Source organism: Bacillus sp. 1NLA3E (assembly GCF_000242895.2).
GTDB lineage: Bacteria > Bacillota > Bacilli > Bacillales > Cytobacillaceae > Bacillus_BU.
In genome coordinates this window covers 2,132,127-2,149,661 of record NC_021171.1, presented here as the reverse complement: position 1 = coordinate 2,149,661, position 17,535 = coordinate 2,132,127, and the positions used below count along the sequence as shown (strand labels likewise).

At 36.8% G+C, this 17,535-nt stretch carries 14 protein-coding genes and 1 pseudogene; 11 read left to right on the top strand and 4 right to left on the bottom strand.

Annotated features, from left to right (window positions below; all coding sequences use genetic code 11):
* The first annotated feature begins 71 nt into the window (after nt 1–71).
* The 3 genes from B1NLA3E_RS10280 (at nt 72) to B1NLA3E_RS10270 (ending at nt 4,471) form a co-directional block, all read left to right on the top strand.
* Entirely contained in the window at nt 72–530 is a 459-nt protein-coding gene (locus B1NLA3E_RS10280) for an Rrf2 family transcriptional regulator (protein WP_015593776.1), read from the top strand.
* Between the two features lie 134 nt (nt 531–664).
* Nucleotides 665–1,138: a hypothetical protein gene (locus tag B1NLA3E_RS10275; RefSeq protein ID WP_015593775.1), complete on the top strand. Its 474-nt coding sequence runs from the start codon at nt 665–667 to the stop codon at nt 1,136–1,138.
* Nucleotides 1,139–1,438: 300 nt separating this feature from the next.
* Nucleotides 1,439–4,471 carry an efflux RND transporter permease subunit gene (locus B1NLA3E_RS10270; RefSeq protein ID WP_015593774.1) on the top strand — a complete coding sequence of 1,011 codons (3,033 nt, stop codon included), beginning with the start codon at nt 1,439–1,441 and terminating at the stop codon, nt 4,469–4,471.
* Between the two features lie 132 nt (nt 4,472–4,603).
* On the opposite strand, the pseudogene B1NLA3E_RS25620 reads toward B1NLA3E_RS10270, so the two are convergent.
* Nucleotides 4,604–5,362: pseudogene (locus tag B1NLA3E_RS25620) on the bottom strand (IS5/IS1182 family transposase); the annotation flags it as partial.
* A 373-nt stretch (nt 5,363–5,735) separates the two neighbouring features.
* Here B1NLA3E_RS25620 and B1NLA3E_RS10260 point away from each other — a divergent pair.
* The 5 genes from B1NLA3E_RS10260 to B1NLA3E_RS10240 all read left to right on the top strand — a co-directional run bounded on the left by B1NLA3E_RS10260 (nt 5,736) and on the right by B1NLA3E_RS10240 (nt 12,456).
* Nucleotides 5,736–7,739 (top strand): ATP-binding protein, encoded by a 2,004-nt coding sequence (locus B1NLA3E_RS10260; protein ID WP_015593772.1) that lies wholly within the window; start codon nt 5,736–5,738, stop codon nt 7,737–7,739.
* Between the two features lie 18 nt (nt 7,740–7,757).
* A complete protein-coding gene (locus B1NLA3E_RS10255; RefSeq protein WP_015593771.1) occupies nt 7,758–9,113 on the top strand; it encodes a sigma-54-dependent transcriptional regulator in 1,356 nt (451 codons plus the stop codon).
* Between the two features lie 247 nt (nt 9,114–9,360).
* Nucleotides 9,361–9,666, top strand: a complete 306-nt coding sequence (ortA, locus tag B1NLA3E_RS10250; protein ID WP_015593770.1) for a 2-amino-4-oxopentanoate thiolase subunit OrtA — start codon at nt 9,361–9,363, stop codon at nt 9,664–9,666.
* Nucleotides 9,667–9,669: 3 nt separating this feature from the next.
* Complete coding sequence (gene ortB / locus B1NLA3E_RS10245) at nt 9,670–11,094, top strand: 2-amino-4-oxopentanoate thiolase subunit OrtB (protein WP_015593769.1); 1,425 nt, start codon at nt 9,670–9,672, stop codon at nt 11,092–11,094.
* An 18-nt stretch (nt 11,095–11,112) separates the two neighbouring features.
* Nucleotides 11,113–12,456 carry an APC family permease gene (locus B1NLA3E_RS10240; RefSeq protein WP_015593768.1) on the top strand — a complete coding sequence of 448 codons (1,344 nt, stop codon included), beginning with the start codon at nt 11,113–11,115 and terminating at the stop codon, nt 12,454–12,456.
* Between the two features lie 226 nt (nt 12,457–12,682).
* Here B1NLA3E_RS10240 and B1NLA3E_RS10235 read toward each other — a convergent pair whose 3' ends face one another.
* Nucleotides 12,683–13,264 carry a DNA-3-methyladenine glycosylase I gene (locus tag B1NLA3E_RS10235; RefSeq protein WP_041580450.1) on the bottom strand — a complete coding sequence of 194 codons (582 nt, stop codon included), beginning with the start codon at nt 13,262–13,264 and terminating at the stop codon, nt 12,683–12,685.
* A gap of 185 nt (nt 13,265–13,449) precedes the next feature.
* On the opposite strand from B1NLA3E_RS10235, the gene B1NLA3E_RS10230 reads away from it, so the two are divergent.
* The 3 genes from B1NLA3E_RS10230 (at nt 13,450) to scfB (ending at nt 15,757) form a co-directional block, all read left to right on the top strand.
* Nucleotides 13,450–13,977, top strand: coding sequence for a dihydrofolate reductase family protein (locus B1NLA3E_RS10230; protein WP_015593766.1), 528 nt, complete (start codon nt 13,450–13,452; stop codon nt 13,975–13,977).
* Nucleotides 13,978–14,124: 147 nt separating this feature from the next.
* On the top strand, nt 14,125–14,274 hold the full coding sequence (gene scfA / locus B1NLA3E_RS23880) for a six-cysteine ranthipeptide SCIFF (RefSeq protein WP_015593765.1): 150 nt from the start codon (nt 14,125–14,127) through the stop codon (nt 14,272–14,274).
* Between the two features lie 76 nt (nt 14,275–14,350).
* Entirely contained in the window at nt 14,351–15,757 is a 1,407-nt protein-coding gene (gene scfB, locus B1NLA3E_RS10225) for a thioether cross-link-forming SCIFF peptide maturase (protein ID WP_015593764.1), read from the top strand.
* Between the two features lie 428 nt (nt 15,758–16,185).
* On the opposite strand, the gene B1NLA3E_RS10220 is transcribed toward scfB, so the two are convergent.
* The gene (locus tag B1NLA3E_RS10220; RefSeq protein WP_015593763.1) at nt 16,186–16,854 is read right to left on the bottom strand and encodes a potassium channel family protein; all 669 of its coding nucleotides are present in this window, start codon (nt 16,852–16,854) and stop codon (nt 16,186–16,188) included.
* Between the two features lie 12 nt (nt 16,855–16,866).
* On the bottom strand, nt 16,867–17,517 hold the full coding sequence (locus tag B1NLA3E_RS10215) for a potassium channel family protein (protein ID WP_015593762.1): 651 nt from the start codon (nt 17,515–17,517) through the stop codon (nt 16,867–16,869).
* Nucleotides 17,518–17,535: the final 18 nt, after the last annotated feature.

Genomic DNA, 17,535 nt, shown 5'->3' with positions numbered 1-17,535 from the left:
TGGTAATCAAATTAATTACAGGGTCATTACATGAAGGAAATTTTCGGCAGGAATAAGGAAGGTGATTTAAAATGTCCATCAGTAGCCGGTTTGCCGTAGGTATTCATATACTATCTCTGATTGAGATCAATAAAGGCGGAGTAAACTCATCAGAGTATATAGCTGGAAGTGTAAACACAAATCCAGCGGTTATTAGGAAAATAATGGGGATGCTTAAAAATGCAGGGTTAGTAAACGTCCGTCCTGGCATTGCAGGAGCACAACTAGCGAAAGATTTATCTGAAATTACATTACTTGACGTATATAAAGCGGTTGATGTTGTCCACGAGCAAGAGTTGTTTAGCGTCCATGATAAACCAAATCCAGCTTGTCCTGTGGGCCGGAACATTCAAGATACAATTGTTCCACTCCTTTCAATTGCTCAACTAGCACTAGAAAAGTCTTTGGGGAATGTAACCATTGAGGATGTTGTAAAGGATATTGTAGAAAAAGAGAAATTAAACGTCAAAGAATTTAGTGAAGAGGGATAGCCATGCTGCTATCTCTTTTAATTTTCAGGTTCCATTTTTTAATGAACCTTCTTTAAGAAAACTACCTAAGTGCCCCTTACGAACTTGTTTTGATTACATATACTATAAGAAATTCTTCATCAAGGAGTGAACAAATGTCTTCTTACTTAATATCAAATGTAAGAGTAGTCTTGGCTCACACGGTACAAGCAATACGATTTTCCAAGAGTGCCTTAGGCCTTTTCCAAAAATTGTCCTCATTCCCTTTACCACCCAATCCAATTAAAGAAATATACTTCCAAGATACAATTGATAGTCTCACGGAGGCTTACCTTGACATTAAAGCTTTACTTTTCGATATTGAATATCCAATCGACCCTAGCTATCCTAGTACCCCTTTAGTTCCCCCAATCCAAGATAACCAAATACTTATAAAACTAACCAACGATAGAGCAGCAAAAGTACTAGATAGTACTAACCATGCCATAACCTACATTGACCAAGCTATATTGCTAAGTGGTGATAATGATCCACTCCGTGGCAAGCTCGATTTCATTAGATTTGATTTAGTAGCAGCACGAGACGCACTAGTTGCAGGTTATAACGCTCCAAATTTTTTAGTGGATTAGAACAAATTCTAAGTAAGACTTAAGTCGTAGAAGAAATTAGGTCTCTACAAAACTAGAAAAATATGTAATATTTAGGAAGGACAACAAATAAAAGTGGTGTTCGTGAAAAAAGTTCAATAAACAAAATTATTATTCTTTAGCCTTTTAAGGTGAAAGCGGCTCGTTCGGAGGTGATAAGGACCAGGCACTATATTTCAGAGATGTAAATTTTGTTAAATTTCCAAAATTTACTAATGGCTACCCTTTTATTTATGATATGCTTTTTCACGATCTTATTCGTTTTCAGGGAGGGAATGTTAAATGTCAATTTTCACCAAATGGGCTTTTAAAAACAAAGCCGCAGTATCATTAATGACTATATTAATATTAGTCATTGGTGTAGTCAGTTACTTCCGATTACCAATGGAGTTCTTACCTTCAGCCGATAATCCGCAAGTAACGATTATTACGATGGGTCAAGGTACAGACTCCAAATCAATGGAAACCGATGTGACGACACCAATAGAAAGAGCGGTTACTGGAGTCAAAGGTAAGAAATCACTCTATTCCTCAACTGGAGATGGCTTTTCAAAAGTAGACCTATTCTTTGAATCAGGTTCTGATATGAAGCAAGCAAAACAAGATGTCCAAGAGGCATTATCCAATGTGGCATTTCCATCATACATATCAAAGCCAATTGTTTCTCAACTAAATACCTCGATGATTCCAATATCAAATATCGCTGTAACTTTTGAAAACGGGCTGACAACTAATAATATGGAGTTTGTAAAAAACAAAATTGAACCCCTATACAAAGACATTAAAGGTGTAGCCAGAGTCGATACTTACGGAATTGCAGATACAGTCATTTCTGTTAAAATCGATAACGCCAAATTAGCAGAAAAACAGGTATCCCTTCAATCTGTTATGGGCGTTCTTCAAGGACAAAACACCACCGTGGCCATCGGAGAAAAGATTATAGATGGAAAAACAAGTAATATTAAGGTAATTGGTGACTTATCAAGCATTGACAAACTAAAAAGCTTACCAGTTGCACCAAATGTAACTCTAGAGGACATATCATCAATTGAAGGGGCAAAACAGTCCAATTTTATTAATCGTTTTAACGGAAACGAAGCCTTGAGCATTAGCATTACGAAGGACAGTCATTCAAATGCAGTGACGATTAGTAAAGAAATCGAAAAAGTCACTAAGGATATTAACAAAAAGTATGATAATCAGGAATCAACCATTTACGTTGCCTCTGCTGATATGGTTAAGACCTCAGTACAAACGATGATGAAAGAGGTCCTTCTTGGTGCATTATTTGCAACGATTGTAATTATGATCTTTTTACGTAACATCCGAACAACTTTTATAACAATTGTTTCCATTCCATTGTCACTTTGCATTACCTTATTCCTGTTATCCTTGTCTGGAGTGACCTTAAATATTTTAACACTCGGTGGTGTCGCTGTAGCAGTCGGGCGTCTGGTCGATGACAGTATCGTCGTCATTGAAAATATATACCGCAGAATGCAAACAGAAAAATTCTCTGCCAAAATGGTCATTGATGCAACGAAACAAGTGGGTACAGCGATAACGGCCTCTACCATATCAACTGTTGCCGTTTTCTTACCAATGAGCTTATTAAATGGAGGACTTCAAGAATTCCTGTTACCATTTGCCCTTACCGTTACTTATTCCTTGCTGGCTTCCCTCCTCGTCGCATTAACTGTTGTTCCTTTAATGAGTTCGGGATTATTGAAAAACACTAAGCTTCCTGACCATAAGCCTGCGGAGCGTTTTCCAAAGCTAGTCACTTGGTCTCTTAACCATAAATGGTTGGTATTCTCTATTTCTTTATTGCTTTTTATCGGATCCATCGGTGCTTATTTTGTCATACCAAAAGGTGCAGTTGACAATTCTTCTGCTGACTATGTGGTAGCCACGTTAAGTTATCCAAATGAAACACCAATCGAAACGGTAAAGGAAAAAACAATCGAACTTGAAAAATCAGTCCGTCAAATGGACGAAGTAAAATATGTTTTTTCCCAAGCAGGCTCTTCAGCTGATTTTGCTCAGTTTGGCCAAATCAGTTCTCCAACTGAGGCAACCTTCAGTATTTTATTAAAAGATAAAAATGACACGGATAAAATAATGAAAGAAATAGAAAAGAAAAAGAATTTGTATTCCGATGCAGTATTAAAAGTAGCCACTGCTTCATTTATGATGGGCGGTTCAGGTACAAATGTGACAATTGATGTCATAGGAGAAAATACTGGTAATCTTGAAAAAGTGGCGAAAAACATTAAAGAAAAGGTAAAAGATATTGATGGTGTTAAGAAGGTAGCAACTAATCAAGATGAAAAGAAAACCGTCTATTCTCTAACCGTTGATCCCACTAAAGGAAATACAGAGCAAATTGCTCAACAGCTTGGTGTCATGTTAAATACAACACCGCTTGGAACCATTAATCTTAATGAAAAACAAACAAAAGTCGTTTTAGAACCACTACTTAATACGGAAACACCTGAGGATTTGAAAAATATTCCGATTATGACCGAAAGTGGTATGGTGCCATTATCTGAAGTAGCATCAATTCAAAAGAATGAGAGCTCAACCAATCAATTCCATAAAGATGGCCAAACGTATCTGCAAGTTACAGCAACAGTAGATCCTGCTAAGCTGTCAGAAATTTCAACTAAGATTAACTTGGAAATCTTCGGTGATAAAAAAGATAATAAAGGTTTGGACCTTCCGAAAGATGTTGACGTCCTAGTAGGTGGAGCCAGTACTCAGCAAACTGATGACTTTACTGATCTTTTCCTAACGATGCTTGTATCAATTGGAATTGTATTTTTAATAATGGTCATCACATTTAAATCAATAAAAGCGCCGATCGCCATTTTGTGCTCCCTCCCACTTGCTGCCATTGGGGCCATTTTAGGGATCCTTATCAGCAGGATTTCTGTCGATATAACTGCGCTTCTTGGTGCTTTAATGCTAATTGGAATTGTAGTCACAAATGCGATTGTTCTGCTCGATCGTGTTAGACGAAACGAAGAAAACATGAGTATCCGTGAAGCACTCGTTGAAGCAACGGCTACAAGAATGAGACCAATCTTGATGACGGCAGTCGCAACAATTTGCGCTATGCTTCCCCTCTTGTTTAAAGAAACACAGACAGGAAGCCTTGTCTCACAAAGTTTAGCTATTGTCGTAATTGGAGGACTTGCTCTCGCCACACTCTTGACCTTAATCGTCATTCCTTGTATCTATGAATTGTTGTATTTCAAAAAATCAAGAAAACAAAGAATGGTCCAAACAACGGAAAATGATCTTCAAATGTAAAAAGGCTTCAGGCCCCTTAAAATTTAAAAGGGCCTGAAGTTTTTTTCTGATCATTTTGAATTACAATTCGGATTAAAGATTTGTTGTCTTAATATTTATTCGCAAAATTAGGACGTGACACTAGGGGACGGTTCGAGACCGGTGAAAAACTAGATAACGCTTCTTCTTTACGGTTGTATTCCCTTGACTGCACTGCCATTCATCGGAATCTTTGTTGTAGGTATATTCACTTTCATCAAGCCTGAAATACAACTGAACTAACCGGTATGTAAGCACTCGCGTTTATTTCTTCTATATCATCCGACTCTTGGGCCTTCATCATTCAAAGAGCATATACTTTTTTGATTGATGAGCTTAGGGTCTTCAAGTATTTCTCTTGCATTTTGAATGATTTCATCCGTTTTTTGCTCTTTATCGGAGGCCTGCTTTTCTACTTAATCCAAGACGGACTCTAAATAGTTTTTCATAACTGCTTTCGCTTCATGATGGTCTGGAATTTCCTGATAGTCTGGTACCTCAGGTACATTTTCTACCGGTTACTCTGCTTCTTCTTCGAATGCTTTAATAATCTTTCTTGCTAAATGTTTCATTAATCGTTCGGGGGTTTCCTTTTTTGTGTTTGCTTCTATATGGGTTGCGTCCACACTTACACTCTGCCCATCAAGGATCCATTTCTCTACACATTGTCTTACAATTTCTGTGATGATATCATCGAGTGAGGATTCTCCAAGACGTTGCGTCCGGAATTTGGTAGGAAAAGTAGCTTGCACATCATTTCTGGTTCTTTTGCAGACATCCAAAATGTTTACGTAACTGTTTTTCCAGTAATTCATTAATAAAGCTGAAATCCACTTCTGTTAAAATCTTCTTTAGTATATGGTTTTTTGGAATTTTATCCTATAATATGGAGTGAAAACTTGTTTGCTTTGGCTCAAGTCGAAGCATACAGCCCCCCCCTTAATGGTTGGTATTTGGTCGTACCTTTTATACCATTTTCGGGGGTTTTTTTGTGGTTAAATCCAGTAATATCTGGGCTTTGAACCCTTTTAATATTTTTTAGAACACTGAATGGTGTCCCTTATTTATTGTGATTATTAATGAGACTTTTTCACTGATCTCGAACCCCCCATATATGTCCAAAAAGCAAAATAGTTTAATAACTCTTGTTGATTAAATAATTAATAGAGATAATGATGATGTGTGAAAGGTTTATCAATAAAATAGGATCCAAACGGAATTATTCTCATCGAGGGCAGGCGAAAAGATGAAAAAACAATTTCTTGTTTATATTGTTATTGCCATTACTTTTCTAATGTTATATGCAAACTCTATTTTGCTAAAGGATTATAATATTAATTTGTTTCAATATTTATATTACTCCCAAGACTTTACCGATGAAGAAAAAGAATGGATCAAAGAAAATAGCCCTATTATATATGGGGCTGATGAGAGCTCACCTCCCCTTCGTTTTGTTGACAGTGATACGTATCAATTTAAAGGTGTTGTGATCGATTACTTAAACTCATTATCATTGCAGTTGGGAGAAGAAATTAAATTCGTCCCATATGTTTGGTCAGAGGCGTTACAAAAACTAGAGAATAATGAAACGGATCTAGCAGACCTTTTTATCAGTAAAGAGCGGTCAGAGAAATTTATCTTTTCCATTCCAATTTATAAACTAAAAGGCTCATTACTCTACCCAAATTCAGGAAAACCAATCAAACAATTAAGTGACTTGAACGGTAAAAGAGTTACACTTTCTAAAGGAGATTATGCAGAGGACTACCTGAGAGAAAATCAAGTGGATGTAAAATTTGTTTATGTACATAACGTTTCTGAAGGCATTGAAGCAGTTTATAACGGTAAAGCTGATGTTTTAGTTGGAGATGAGCCAGTCTTAGCTTATTATTTAGACTTATTCCAACACTCCAACAGTCTGCTGCTGGCTGACTTTGCCTTATATGAAGAAAATGTTGTTTTAGCAACGAGTAAAAAAAACACCGAATTGATTCATATTGTAAACAAAGGAATCTTGCAGGTTGAAAAGGGAAATGCGGTTAAAAAGATTCAAGAAAAATGGACTGGTATTACCACTCCCGTCAGTTCAAAAAAAGGACTTCATCGCCCTTCCTTTATACTGACCGTCTCTGTCACCTTATTTTTTTTAGTCATAAGTGCTTTAAATACGATTATTAGAAGCTTAAAACATGACGTCATCAAACGGAGCGAGGAATTATACCAGAGTAAAATGGATTTGGAATATGTTTTTGAAAGTATTCCCGAAATGATGCTAATTGTTGACGAAAAATATAAAATAATTCGGGCAAATAATCTATTGTTAAAATTTATCAATTTGCCCATAAAACAATTAATGGGTAAAACTCTTTATGAATTGAACGAGTTTAGCTTTTTTAAACCGACAAAAGGAATTTTTGATGATGTTTTAGAAACAGGAAATTCGGCGGAAATGGATTTAGAGTATCTTGAACGTATCTACCATGTTGCCTGTTACCCGATGAAATACAGTCTTGAGGAAAAGAAAAATGTGATTATTTCCATGAAAGACTCTACTTTTCAAAGATTAAATGAACAACAATTGCTTCAGGTAAATAAAATGGCAGCTATTGGTGAATTAGCTGCAGGGGTTGCTCATGAAATCCGCAATCCCTTAGGAATTATTCGTTCCTATGTTTATTTAATAAAAGATCAAAATGGAGTAAATTTCAACGATAGTCAGTATCAGAAAGCAATTTCTTCAATTGAAAAATCAGTTGATCGTGCAAAAAAAATCATTGATAACTTACTGAATTTCTCCCGAATTTCCAATGATGTTGACGAAAAAATCCCATTAAAGGGATTTCTTAAAGAACTACTGGACTTAGAAGAAGAAAAGATGAAAAAAAACAATATTGAGTGCCTTATTGATTGTCCAAGTGATTTATCAATTGTTACCAAGAAAGAGAGTCTCAAACATATATTAATGAATTTGATTATTAATGCAATCGATGCCATGGAACAAGGAGGGAAATTGACTATCTCTTGTAATCAGACTGAATACTTTTTGAGTATTCAAGTTCATGATACAGGAATAGGGATTTCTGAAGAAGTGATTGATTCAATCTTTAATCCTTTTTTTACAACCAAACCGCCTAATCAAGGGACTGGCTTGGGTCTGTATATCACATATAATGAAGTTCAAAAGCTTGGCGGGAGAATTACTGTTAAGTCCACACCTAATCTAGGAACCACTTTTGAAATAAAAATATAATTAAGGAAGGATCTATTTATGAAATACTCTAACTTTAAAATCTTAATTGTTGATGATGAGGAAGAATATTTAGAAGTTCTTTCCTTAATACTTCATTCAAAAGGCTATAAGATTGAAACGGCATTTTCAGGAAAAGAAGCATTAGAATTATTAATGAAGAAACACTTTGATTTGGTATTGTCTGATTTAATTATGGATAAAATGACCGGGATGGAATTATTAAAGAAAATTAAATCATTAAATATACCCGTAGATTTTATCATGGTAACGGGCTACGGTTCTATCAACAATGCAGTAGAGGCTATTAAGAACGGAGCTTTCAGTTACTTTATAAAAGGAGCAGATCCTCAAGAACTGGTTGATGAGATTACAAAATTGGCTACTATTAAAAGTGTCCCTAAAATAAACGAAATGGATTTTAACCAGCCGCTATTAACAACAAGAAACACGGGAGTGCAAAATGTTCTTTCCATCTTAAACAAAGTATCAGGCACAGATATATCCATCCTATTGACAGGAGAATCGGGTGTAGGAAAAGAAGTCTATGCCAAATACATCCATGATTACAGTCAGCGAAAAACAAATCCATTTGTGCCAGTTAACTGTGCAGCCCTTTCAAGTAGTCTCTTAGAATCAGAGTTATTTGGCCATGAAAAAGGGGCATATACCGGGGCTGGTGAAAGAAGGATTGGTCGCTTTGAAGAAGCCAACAAAGGTACTCTTTTTCTAGATGAAATCGGGGAAATTAATAATGATATTCAAGTTAAATTATTAAGAGTATTAGAAGGAAGGACGATTGAGCGTGTCGGAAGCAATGGTGAAATTCCAGTCGACATTCGTTTAATTACTGCAACAAACAAAAATTTAGCCACCGGAATCCAAACAGGAGATTTCCGTAAAGACCTGTTTTATAGAATTAATGCCATTAGTGTGGAAATTCCCCCACTTCGTTTTCGTAATGAAGATATTCTTCCCTTCTTTGATTATTTTGTTAATAAATTTCAACAAAAGTATCAAAAATCAATTAATGGCGTAGAAGATTCTATTAAACAATTTCTGAAAAATTATAAATTTCCTGGTAACATTAGAGAATTGAGAAATATAGTTGAGCGACTTGTGATTTTATCCGATAACGGTCTTTTAAGAGGTGAAGACTTGCCGGAAACCTTTATGAGTGAGGTTGAATCAGCCATTGCTATTGATAAATCGCCTGGAAGTCAATCGTTGAAGGAATTACGGAAGGAAGTAGAGAAAAATTACATCACTTTAGTATTAGAAACCTACAACTCTGATTTATTCAAAACTGCCGAACATTTGGATATCACTAAACGTCAGCTTTTTAATAAAATTAAAGAATTTGGTATTAAATATTAAACTTTTGAATGAAGACAAAAAAATATGGATGTAAAAATGAAATAAATTTCTTTCAATGAAGGAAATTTATTTCATTTTTTTATTTTTTATACATTTTCCTTTTAATGGGTCGCCCCTTCCCCTTTGCTACCAACCTTGGTATTCCTCAATTCCACCTCGGAATCTAGTCATTTTTGCTTCATTTTTTAAAGTTGGCATGATTCTTGCATCTTACATAAATGAATAAATAAAAAGGGAGGAATTATCAATGGAGGAAATGATCAAGTCTGGTAGCTATGTGCAAATTTACAAAATTGAATTAAAACCAGAAGAAAGGACCGGGAAATTACCTGATGATACGAAACAAGTTCCGTTAGAGCTTTGGGTTAAGGGCTTTTTACAAAAAGACGCCAAAATGAATGATCAAGTTGCAATTAAAACCATTACGGGACGGATTGAGGAAGGCACTTTAGTAGCAGTAAATCCTGCCTTTAACTTTGGCTTCGGTGAAACTTATGTACCTGAACTTCTTCAAGTGGGAATCCAAGTCAGAAAAATTGTGAAAGGAGAATAAAAGATGGAACGTGATAACAGTTATAAAGCGGTAATGGCGCGTGATAATGACATTATGAAGCAAGCATTGGGTATGGATTACAAGAAATATGAATCTGGTGGCATTGCTTTTGATTATGATGGGTTAATGGATGATGTCGGCTTCAGTTTGGAAGAAATTATTGAAATTCAAAGAGCTACTGGCGTTGGTAATACTCCGTTAATTGAATTAAAAAATCTAACAGAATTAGCAAGGGAAATTTCGCCAGAAGGTAAGGGTGCAAGAATTTTTGTAAAAGATGAACAGTGCAACCCTTCCGGAAGTTTTAAGGACAGAAGAGCTTCTGTTTCTACTTATATTGCAAAAAAGCATGGCTATAAAGGGATTGCAGCTGCAACAAGCGGAAATTACGGAGCAGCCGTTGCTTCTCAAGCAGCTATGCATAATCTGCCCTGTATTATTGTCCAAGAATGCTATGACTCAAGAAAAATCGGTCAGCCTGAAATTTTAGAAAAACAAAGAAAATGTGAATCTTATGGAGCTGAAGTTGTTCAATTAACCGTAGGACCTGAACTATTTTACACCTATTTACGGATTTTGGAGGATACGGGATATTTTAATGCTTCTTTATATTCCAATTATGGGATTGCTGGTGTTGAAACTTTAGGTTATGAAATTATTCAACAATGTCGTGAAATGATTGGACGAGAGCCTGACGTGATTATTGCTACGAATGCAGGCGGCGGTAATCTTACCGGAACGGCTCGGGGTGTGAGAAAGGCTGGGGCAGAAAATACGCTAATCTATGGTGCTAGCGTAGATTTAGCCGGTTTATCAATGGCATCTGACCGTGATTTTAACAAAAAATCCTTTACCACTGGTCATACTGGTTTTGGTATGCCTTATGCTACCGATCCAGACCATTCAGATGTACCAAGAAGTGCGGCAAGACCTTTGAAGTATATGGATGATTATCTGTTAATAAAACAAGGCGAAGTATTTTATATAACTGAAACCTTAGCTCAACTAGAAGGCATGGAAAGAGGTCCAGCTGGTAATACTTCTTTAACTGCTGCATTTGCTTTAGCACAAACACTGGATAAAGACAAAATTATCGTGGTCCAGGAAACAGAATACACCGGCGCGGGAAAATCCCCTCAACCCCAGTTAAGCTTCGCTCAACAAAATGGGATTGAAGTTAAATTTGGTGATTCTGAAGAAGATATCCCTGGGAAAAGCATTATTTTACCTGACCATCCGTCTAGAATCAAAGTACGTCATGCTGATTTAGATAAAATGAAAAAATCATATATCAGAAAAGCTGCGCAGCATGTTAACGCTACTTCAGCTTCCGAGGCAGATATTGAATATTTAATGTCAGAAACGAGAAAAGATCGTGAATTCGTGGTGAGCACACTCAAGGAAAACAATATTGAAATAAAAATTTAATGATAAGGATTGATTTTGATGACTACTAATCAAACATCAAATAACAATACATTAAAAAAATCTATTGGACTGATTGAGGCTACCTTATTAGTTGTAGGGATTGTAATTGGTAGTGGTATCTTTTATAAACCAACAGCGGTAATGAACGCATTGCCAGGTCCCGGAATGTCACTTTTGGTTTGGGTGATTGGTGGAGTTTTAACCTTAGCTGGAGCTCTTACTATGGCTGAAATAGGATCAGCAATTCCGAAAACAGGCGGATTGTATGCTTACTTGAAGGAATTATTCGGAGACCGTTGGGCGTTCTTGTTCGGATGGGTTCAAGTCTTAGTTTATTATCCAGGGTTATCAGCTGCATTAGCTGTAATCTTGGCTACCCAAACTACCAGTTTTATTTCGATGACTGCCATGCAGCAAAAATTATTGGCCGCTTTCTACATGATCTTTATAATGTTTATTAATATTCTTTCGACCAAATTTGCTACAAAATTCTCTTCAGTCTTTACAATCGGAAAATTACTTCCAATCATCGCCATTATTATTGCAGGAATTATCATGGGAGAACAGCATACCTTCTCTCCTTTCCTGCCTGAAGCAAGCGCAAATATTAATATGGGTTCTGGATTTAGCGCTGCTTTACTTGGAGTATTATTTGGCTACGAAGGCTGGATTGCTGTTTCCAATCTTTCAGGGGAGTTAAAGAATCCTCGAAAAGATTATCCTAAAGCAATTTTCTTTGGAATCATGATTATCACGATCGCCTATATCGGCGTGAACATCGGAATCTATAATACTATGAGCATGGAAGGAATCATGAATTCTGAAAAAATCGCTTCCGATACGGCAGTTGTATTATTCGGTTCTATCGGGGAAAAAATAATTGCAGCTGGAATTCTAGTTTCAATCATCGGTTGTTTATCCGGTTTCCTAATGTCTTCTGGCCGGATTCCTTATGCAATGGCTGAAGAAAATATGATTCCTTTCAAGAATTTCTTTGGCAAAGTAGATAAACGTAGCAATACACCTATTAATTCTATCGTGTTTATCACAATACTAGCCATACTATATATCTTCTCAGGAACTTACGATACCTTAACCAATTTATCCGTTTTTGTAACTTGGTTGTTCTTAATTATTGGTATGGCTGGTATCTTCGTTATGAGAACGAAAAGACCTGATTTAATGGAAAATAGTAAGTACCGTGTTCCTTTATATCCTATTACACCAATCATCGGGATAGGTGGTGCCTTATATGTTGTAGCAAGTACACTAATCAGCGGTGCAACAATGGCCATCTTCGGAGTTGGCGTAACCCTTTTAGGTATACCAATCTTTGAATATCTCAAACGGAGAAGTGTGTAGGAGTTCAGGGACGGTTCTTAAAGGGTTCAATCGGAGGTTTTGCGCGAAAAAAGGCACGACTAGTGATAAATTGCTAGCTGTGCCTTTTTTCTATCTGTAGGAAGAGATCTGTGCTTTCTTCATTCGAAAATTTCGCGAGAATTGCCCAATAAATTTCCCCTTAGATTAATAGTTCATTATGTTATGAAGTGCTTTTGCATTTGAGCAAAACTTCCGAATCCGCTCTTTAAGAACCGTCCCTCGCTTCAGAATGAAAAGGACACGTTATCACATGATCATCAACTATCCCAACTGCTTGTAAATAGGAATAAATAATCACAGGTCCAACAAATTTAAACCCACGTTTTTTCATGTCTTTACTGATTATCTCTGATAAATCATTGCGCGTGGGCATTTGCCCCACAGAGTCCCAATGATTTATTTTCCGCTCGTGGTCAGTGAAATGCCATACATAAGTTGCAAGACTTCCAAACTCTTCCTGTACTTTCTGGGTTGCAATTGCGTTAGACCGTACTGCATTTATTTTTAAGCGATGACGTACTACTTCACCTGTTATAGCAATTTGCTCCAGTTCCGCATCCGTCAATACTGCACATGTGCTTATATCAAACTGGTGAAAGGCTTTACGATAGCCTTCTCTTTTTTTTAAGATGGTAAGCCAAGATAGCCCTGCTTGTGCACCTTCAAGATTCAACATTTCAAACAAATATGTGTCATCATGATTCGGTACGCACCATTCTTTATCGTGATAATCTTTCATAACTGGATCTGATTGTGCCCAGGAACAAACATTTAATGAATTTGCCATTTTATTAATCACCTTTTATTATTAATATTTTTAATCACCTGTTGATTTAGAAAAACTTGGGTCATACTATTATTATATCAATAAGATTTATCTAACTGCAATTTTTGCAGAACGTTCGTTCTAAACTTTCGCTATAGATGGTTTAAGTGTTTACATAATATAATTATCGTAAAGGAGTGTCCGACATGGATACAAAAAGAAAAGTAGTCCTATTTATTGCAGCAAGCTTAGACGGTTACATTGCTAGAGAAAACGGGAGTCTTGACTGGCTCGACGTAATTGAAGGCAAAGGAGACAACGGCTTTACGGAATTTTATCAAACCATTGACACAATGATTATGGGAAATGCCACATATGACCACTTAATGACATTAGTAAATAAATTTCCGCATTCCGATAAAACCTGTTTTGTTTTTTCTCGTTCTGAAAAAAGACAGGCTCCACACGTCGAGTTTGTAAATAATCATGTAATTGATTTCACCAAAAACTTAAAAATGCAAGCTGGTTCAAACATTTGGCTTGTTGGTGGTGGGGATTTATTAGACACATTCATAAAAGAGAAATTAGTCGACGAAATAATTCTAACCCTGTCCCCCATCGTACTTGGCTCAGGCATCCCACTATTCAAACAAAATAACCCAGAATTAAAATTAGTGCTAAAGGAACAAAAGCAATTTGGACAATTCGTCCAACTACATTATTTGGCTAAATAGCTGAAAAAGTTCAAAGGATTTTTACAATACCAGCAATGATTGACGGGAACCCGAGGTATTGCTAAACTTATTCTGACATAATATTTAAAGATTGAGAGATTTGACTCTTATTTCTTTAAAAACATATTTTCAAAGGAGTAGTACATAATGAAGAGAATCGTAACACTTAGCACTCGCAAATTAGTTGATACCGTAAAACACGGTGGATGTGGCGCATGCCAGACATCTTGCCAGTCAGCCTGCAAAACTTCTTGCGGAGTAGCAAATCAGAAATGTGAAAACACATTGAATCACTAAGAAACAAGAAATTCACCGCCCAACTGTGATCAGATGGGCGGCAATTTTTTGTTGAGAAGGAGCTTGATTATTAATTATGATACATCAATATAAATTAAACGGTTACAACATCGTGCTCGACACATACAGTGGAGGCGTGCATGTTGTCGATGACCTCGCCTATGAAATCATCGCGTATTACGAGAATACTCCTGTGGAAAAAATCGTGACAGTGATGATGGAAAAATACCAAAATGATTCCAGCATTTCCGAGAAGGAAATTCGAGAAACCATCGCAGCAGTTGAGGAGCTTAAAAATGATGGGCAGCTCTTTACTGAAGATGAGTTTAAAAATCTATCAATTGATTTAAAAAAGCGCCAGACTCATCTAAAAGCACTCTGCTTTAATGTTGCCCATACCTGTAACTTATCATGTGAATACTGCTTTGCCAGCCAAGGAAAATACAATGGCGACAGAGCCATCATGACCTTCGAAGTTGGAAAAAGAGCAATCGATTACCTATTGGAAAACTCCGGCCATCACCGAAACCTCGATATCGACTTCTTCGGTGGAGAACCACTTATGGCCTGGAACGTTGTCAAGCAAATTGTCGCATACGCAAGAAGCAAAGAAACAGAGTACAAAAAGACTTTCCGCTTCACCTTCACAACAAATGGCATGCTCCTTAACGATGAGGTCACCGAATTCTTAAATAAGGAAATGTACAATGTCGTATTAAGTCTTGATGGTAGAAAAGAGGTCCATGACCGCCTTCGCAAAACGGTTAATGGTAAGGGGAGCTACGACCATATCGTTCCAAAGTTCCAGGAATTCGTCGAAAAGCGTGGGGACAAAGAATATTATGTACGTGGAACCTATACCCATAACAATGTTGACTTCACTAATGACATTTTTCACATTGCTGACCTTGGTTTCGATAAACTCTCGATGGAGCCGGTTATCTGTGACCCTCGGGAACCATATGCGCTCACTGAGAAAGACCTCCCTGAGATTTATAATCAGTATGAGATACTCGCAAACGAAATGATCAAACGCGAGGAAAACGGCAATGGCTTTACCTTCTACCATTACATGCTTGACCTTTCTGAAGGCCCTTGCATTCAAAAAAGACTAAACGGTTGCGGCTCAGGAACCGAATATCTTGCTGTCACACCATGGGGCGAGCTCTTCCCATGCCATCAGTTTGTCGGGGATCAAGAATACAGCATGGGAAACATTTGGGATGGAATCACCAAACCAGAGACACAATGTCAATTTAAAGAGAACAACTGCTACTCGAAACCAGAATGCCAGGATTGCTGGGCAAAGCTCTACTGCAGTGGGGGCTGCCCTGCCAACGCGCTCCATGCAACCGGCTCCCTCAACGGGACTTACGACTTTAGTTGTGACATCTTCCGTAAGAGAATTGAATGTTCGATGATGGTAAAAGTTGCAGAATCAATTAGAGCAATGGAAAAGGAAGAACAACCAGACATAATATAACAATATGCTAATATGGCCTAAGTGAGAAAGTCAGCAATACTTTTCAAGCTCAGCCACTTATTAGAGCAACGACTGAAAAATAGCCGTTGCTCTTTTTCGTTAAGAAAGTAAAGGTTGCAAGACTGACTAGCATATATCCTGAAAGTCGAGCATATATCCTAGCAGTCGAGCATATATTTCGAAAGTCGAGCATATATCTAAAATAAAGATAACCTTTATACAAGTAACGTGTTTTTATGATGAATAATCTAATAAAAATGAAAATTTTTTAAGCTTTTTTTATTCCTAAAACGTTTTTTTAACCGATTTTTGTGTTTATTTAACTAAAAATAGAAAAATGGAGGCTGAGCAAAAGTCAGATTTTTGCTCAACCTCTTTTTACATTACTTTTTCGAAAAGTCCTAATAAACTACATAGGCTATTTTAGATTATCCCACTGAAAATATATCATTGATCACTTTTTCCGTACTTTCATCTGCTAAAAGAAGAATATAATCATTTGGTTCAATAACGGTATCTCCCCGAGGAATGATGACCTCATCCTCCTTACGTAAAATGGCGATTAAGACACAATTAGAAGGAATATTAAGTTCTTTTATTGCCTTTGAAACCGCGTTTGATTTGGAATTAACGGTAACCTTAGCAATCGACAAGCTGCCACGATTTAATTTCATTAAAGTTGATATATTCTCCATATCCATCTCTTCAACTACCATTTGTGCGATTAATTCTGATTGATTGATAGCCACATCAACCCCCATATTACTATCATATAGCCATGCATTACGGGGATTGTTTACCCGTGCTACCACCCGAGGGATAGCAAATTCGAACTTACCGATTGTAGCAGCTACTAGATTTACTTCATCACTGCCAGTCACAGCTACTAATACATCGGCAGATTCAATTCCTGCCAGTTCCAAAGTGGTTGGGTCAGTACCACTGCCCAAAATAGCGATATCTTCAGAAAAATCCTTTTTTAATTTTTCAAAAAGTAATTCTCGGTTTTCAATAATTTTAATGTTGATATCATTTTCTAACAATAAGTGTCCGATATGAGATCCTGCTTGACCTCCACCGATTATAATGACATGCATGGTATTCTCCCCCTATTCTAAACCTAACATTGCCTTTAACTTACTGATGGCAGATGTGGCGACTACAATATAAAGGACATCATGTGCTTCTAAAATGGTTCCAGATACCGGGATAAAAGCATTATTTTCACGGGCAATTGTGACTACTTTTATTTCCCCGACACTTCCTAACTCCCGTACAGCATGACCAATTAGCAAAGGTGGTGTTTCAATTCTTATCATTTCGACATTCCCATTTTCCGGTACCCAAACATTATCTAATTGGTTATAGCTTAATAATTCGGTTACCCTTTGAATTCCCCACATGATAGGTGATATGGTTTGAATCCCAAAACTTTGATAAATATCTGCTTTCCTCGGATCGTATATACGGGCAATGACACGAGGGACACCATATTCATTTTTTGCAATACGGGCTAATAGTGCATTTGTTTCATCGCTATCTGTACAGGTAACGACTGCATCAGCCCTATTAATATTAGCAGCTTCTAAGACTTCCTTATCAATTCCAAATCCGACAATGGTTTGACCCGAAAAACCACTAGGTACTTTCTTAAAAGAATCTTCTTGCCGATCTATTATCGTTACTTCATGTCCCTTTTCTTGCAGTTTCATAGCTAAACCAGACCCCATATGGCTACATCCAACAATAATATCTTTCATGTTTTTTCACTCTTTTCC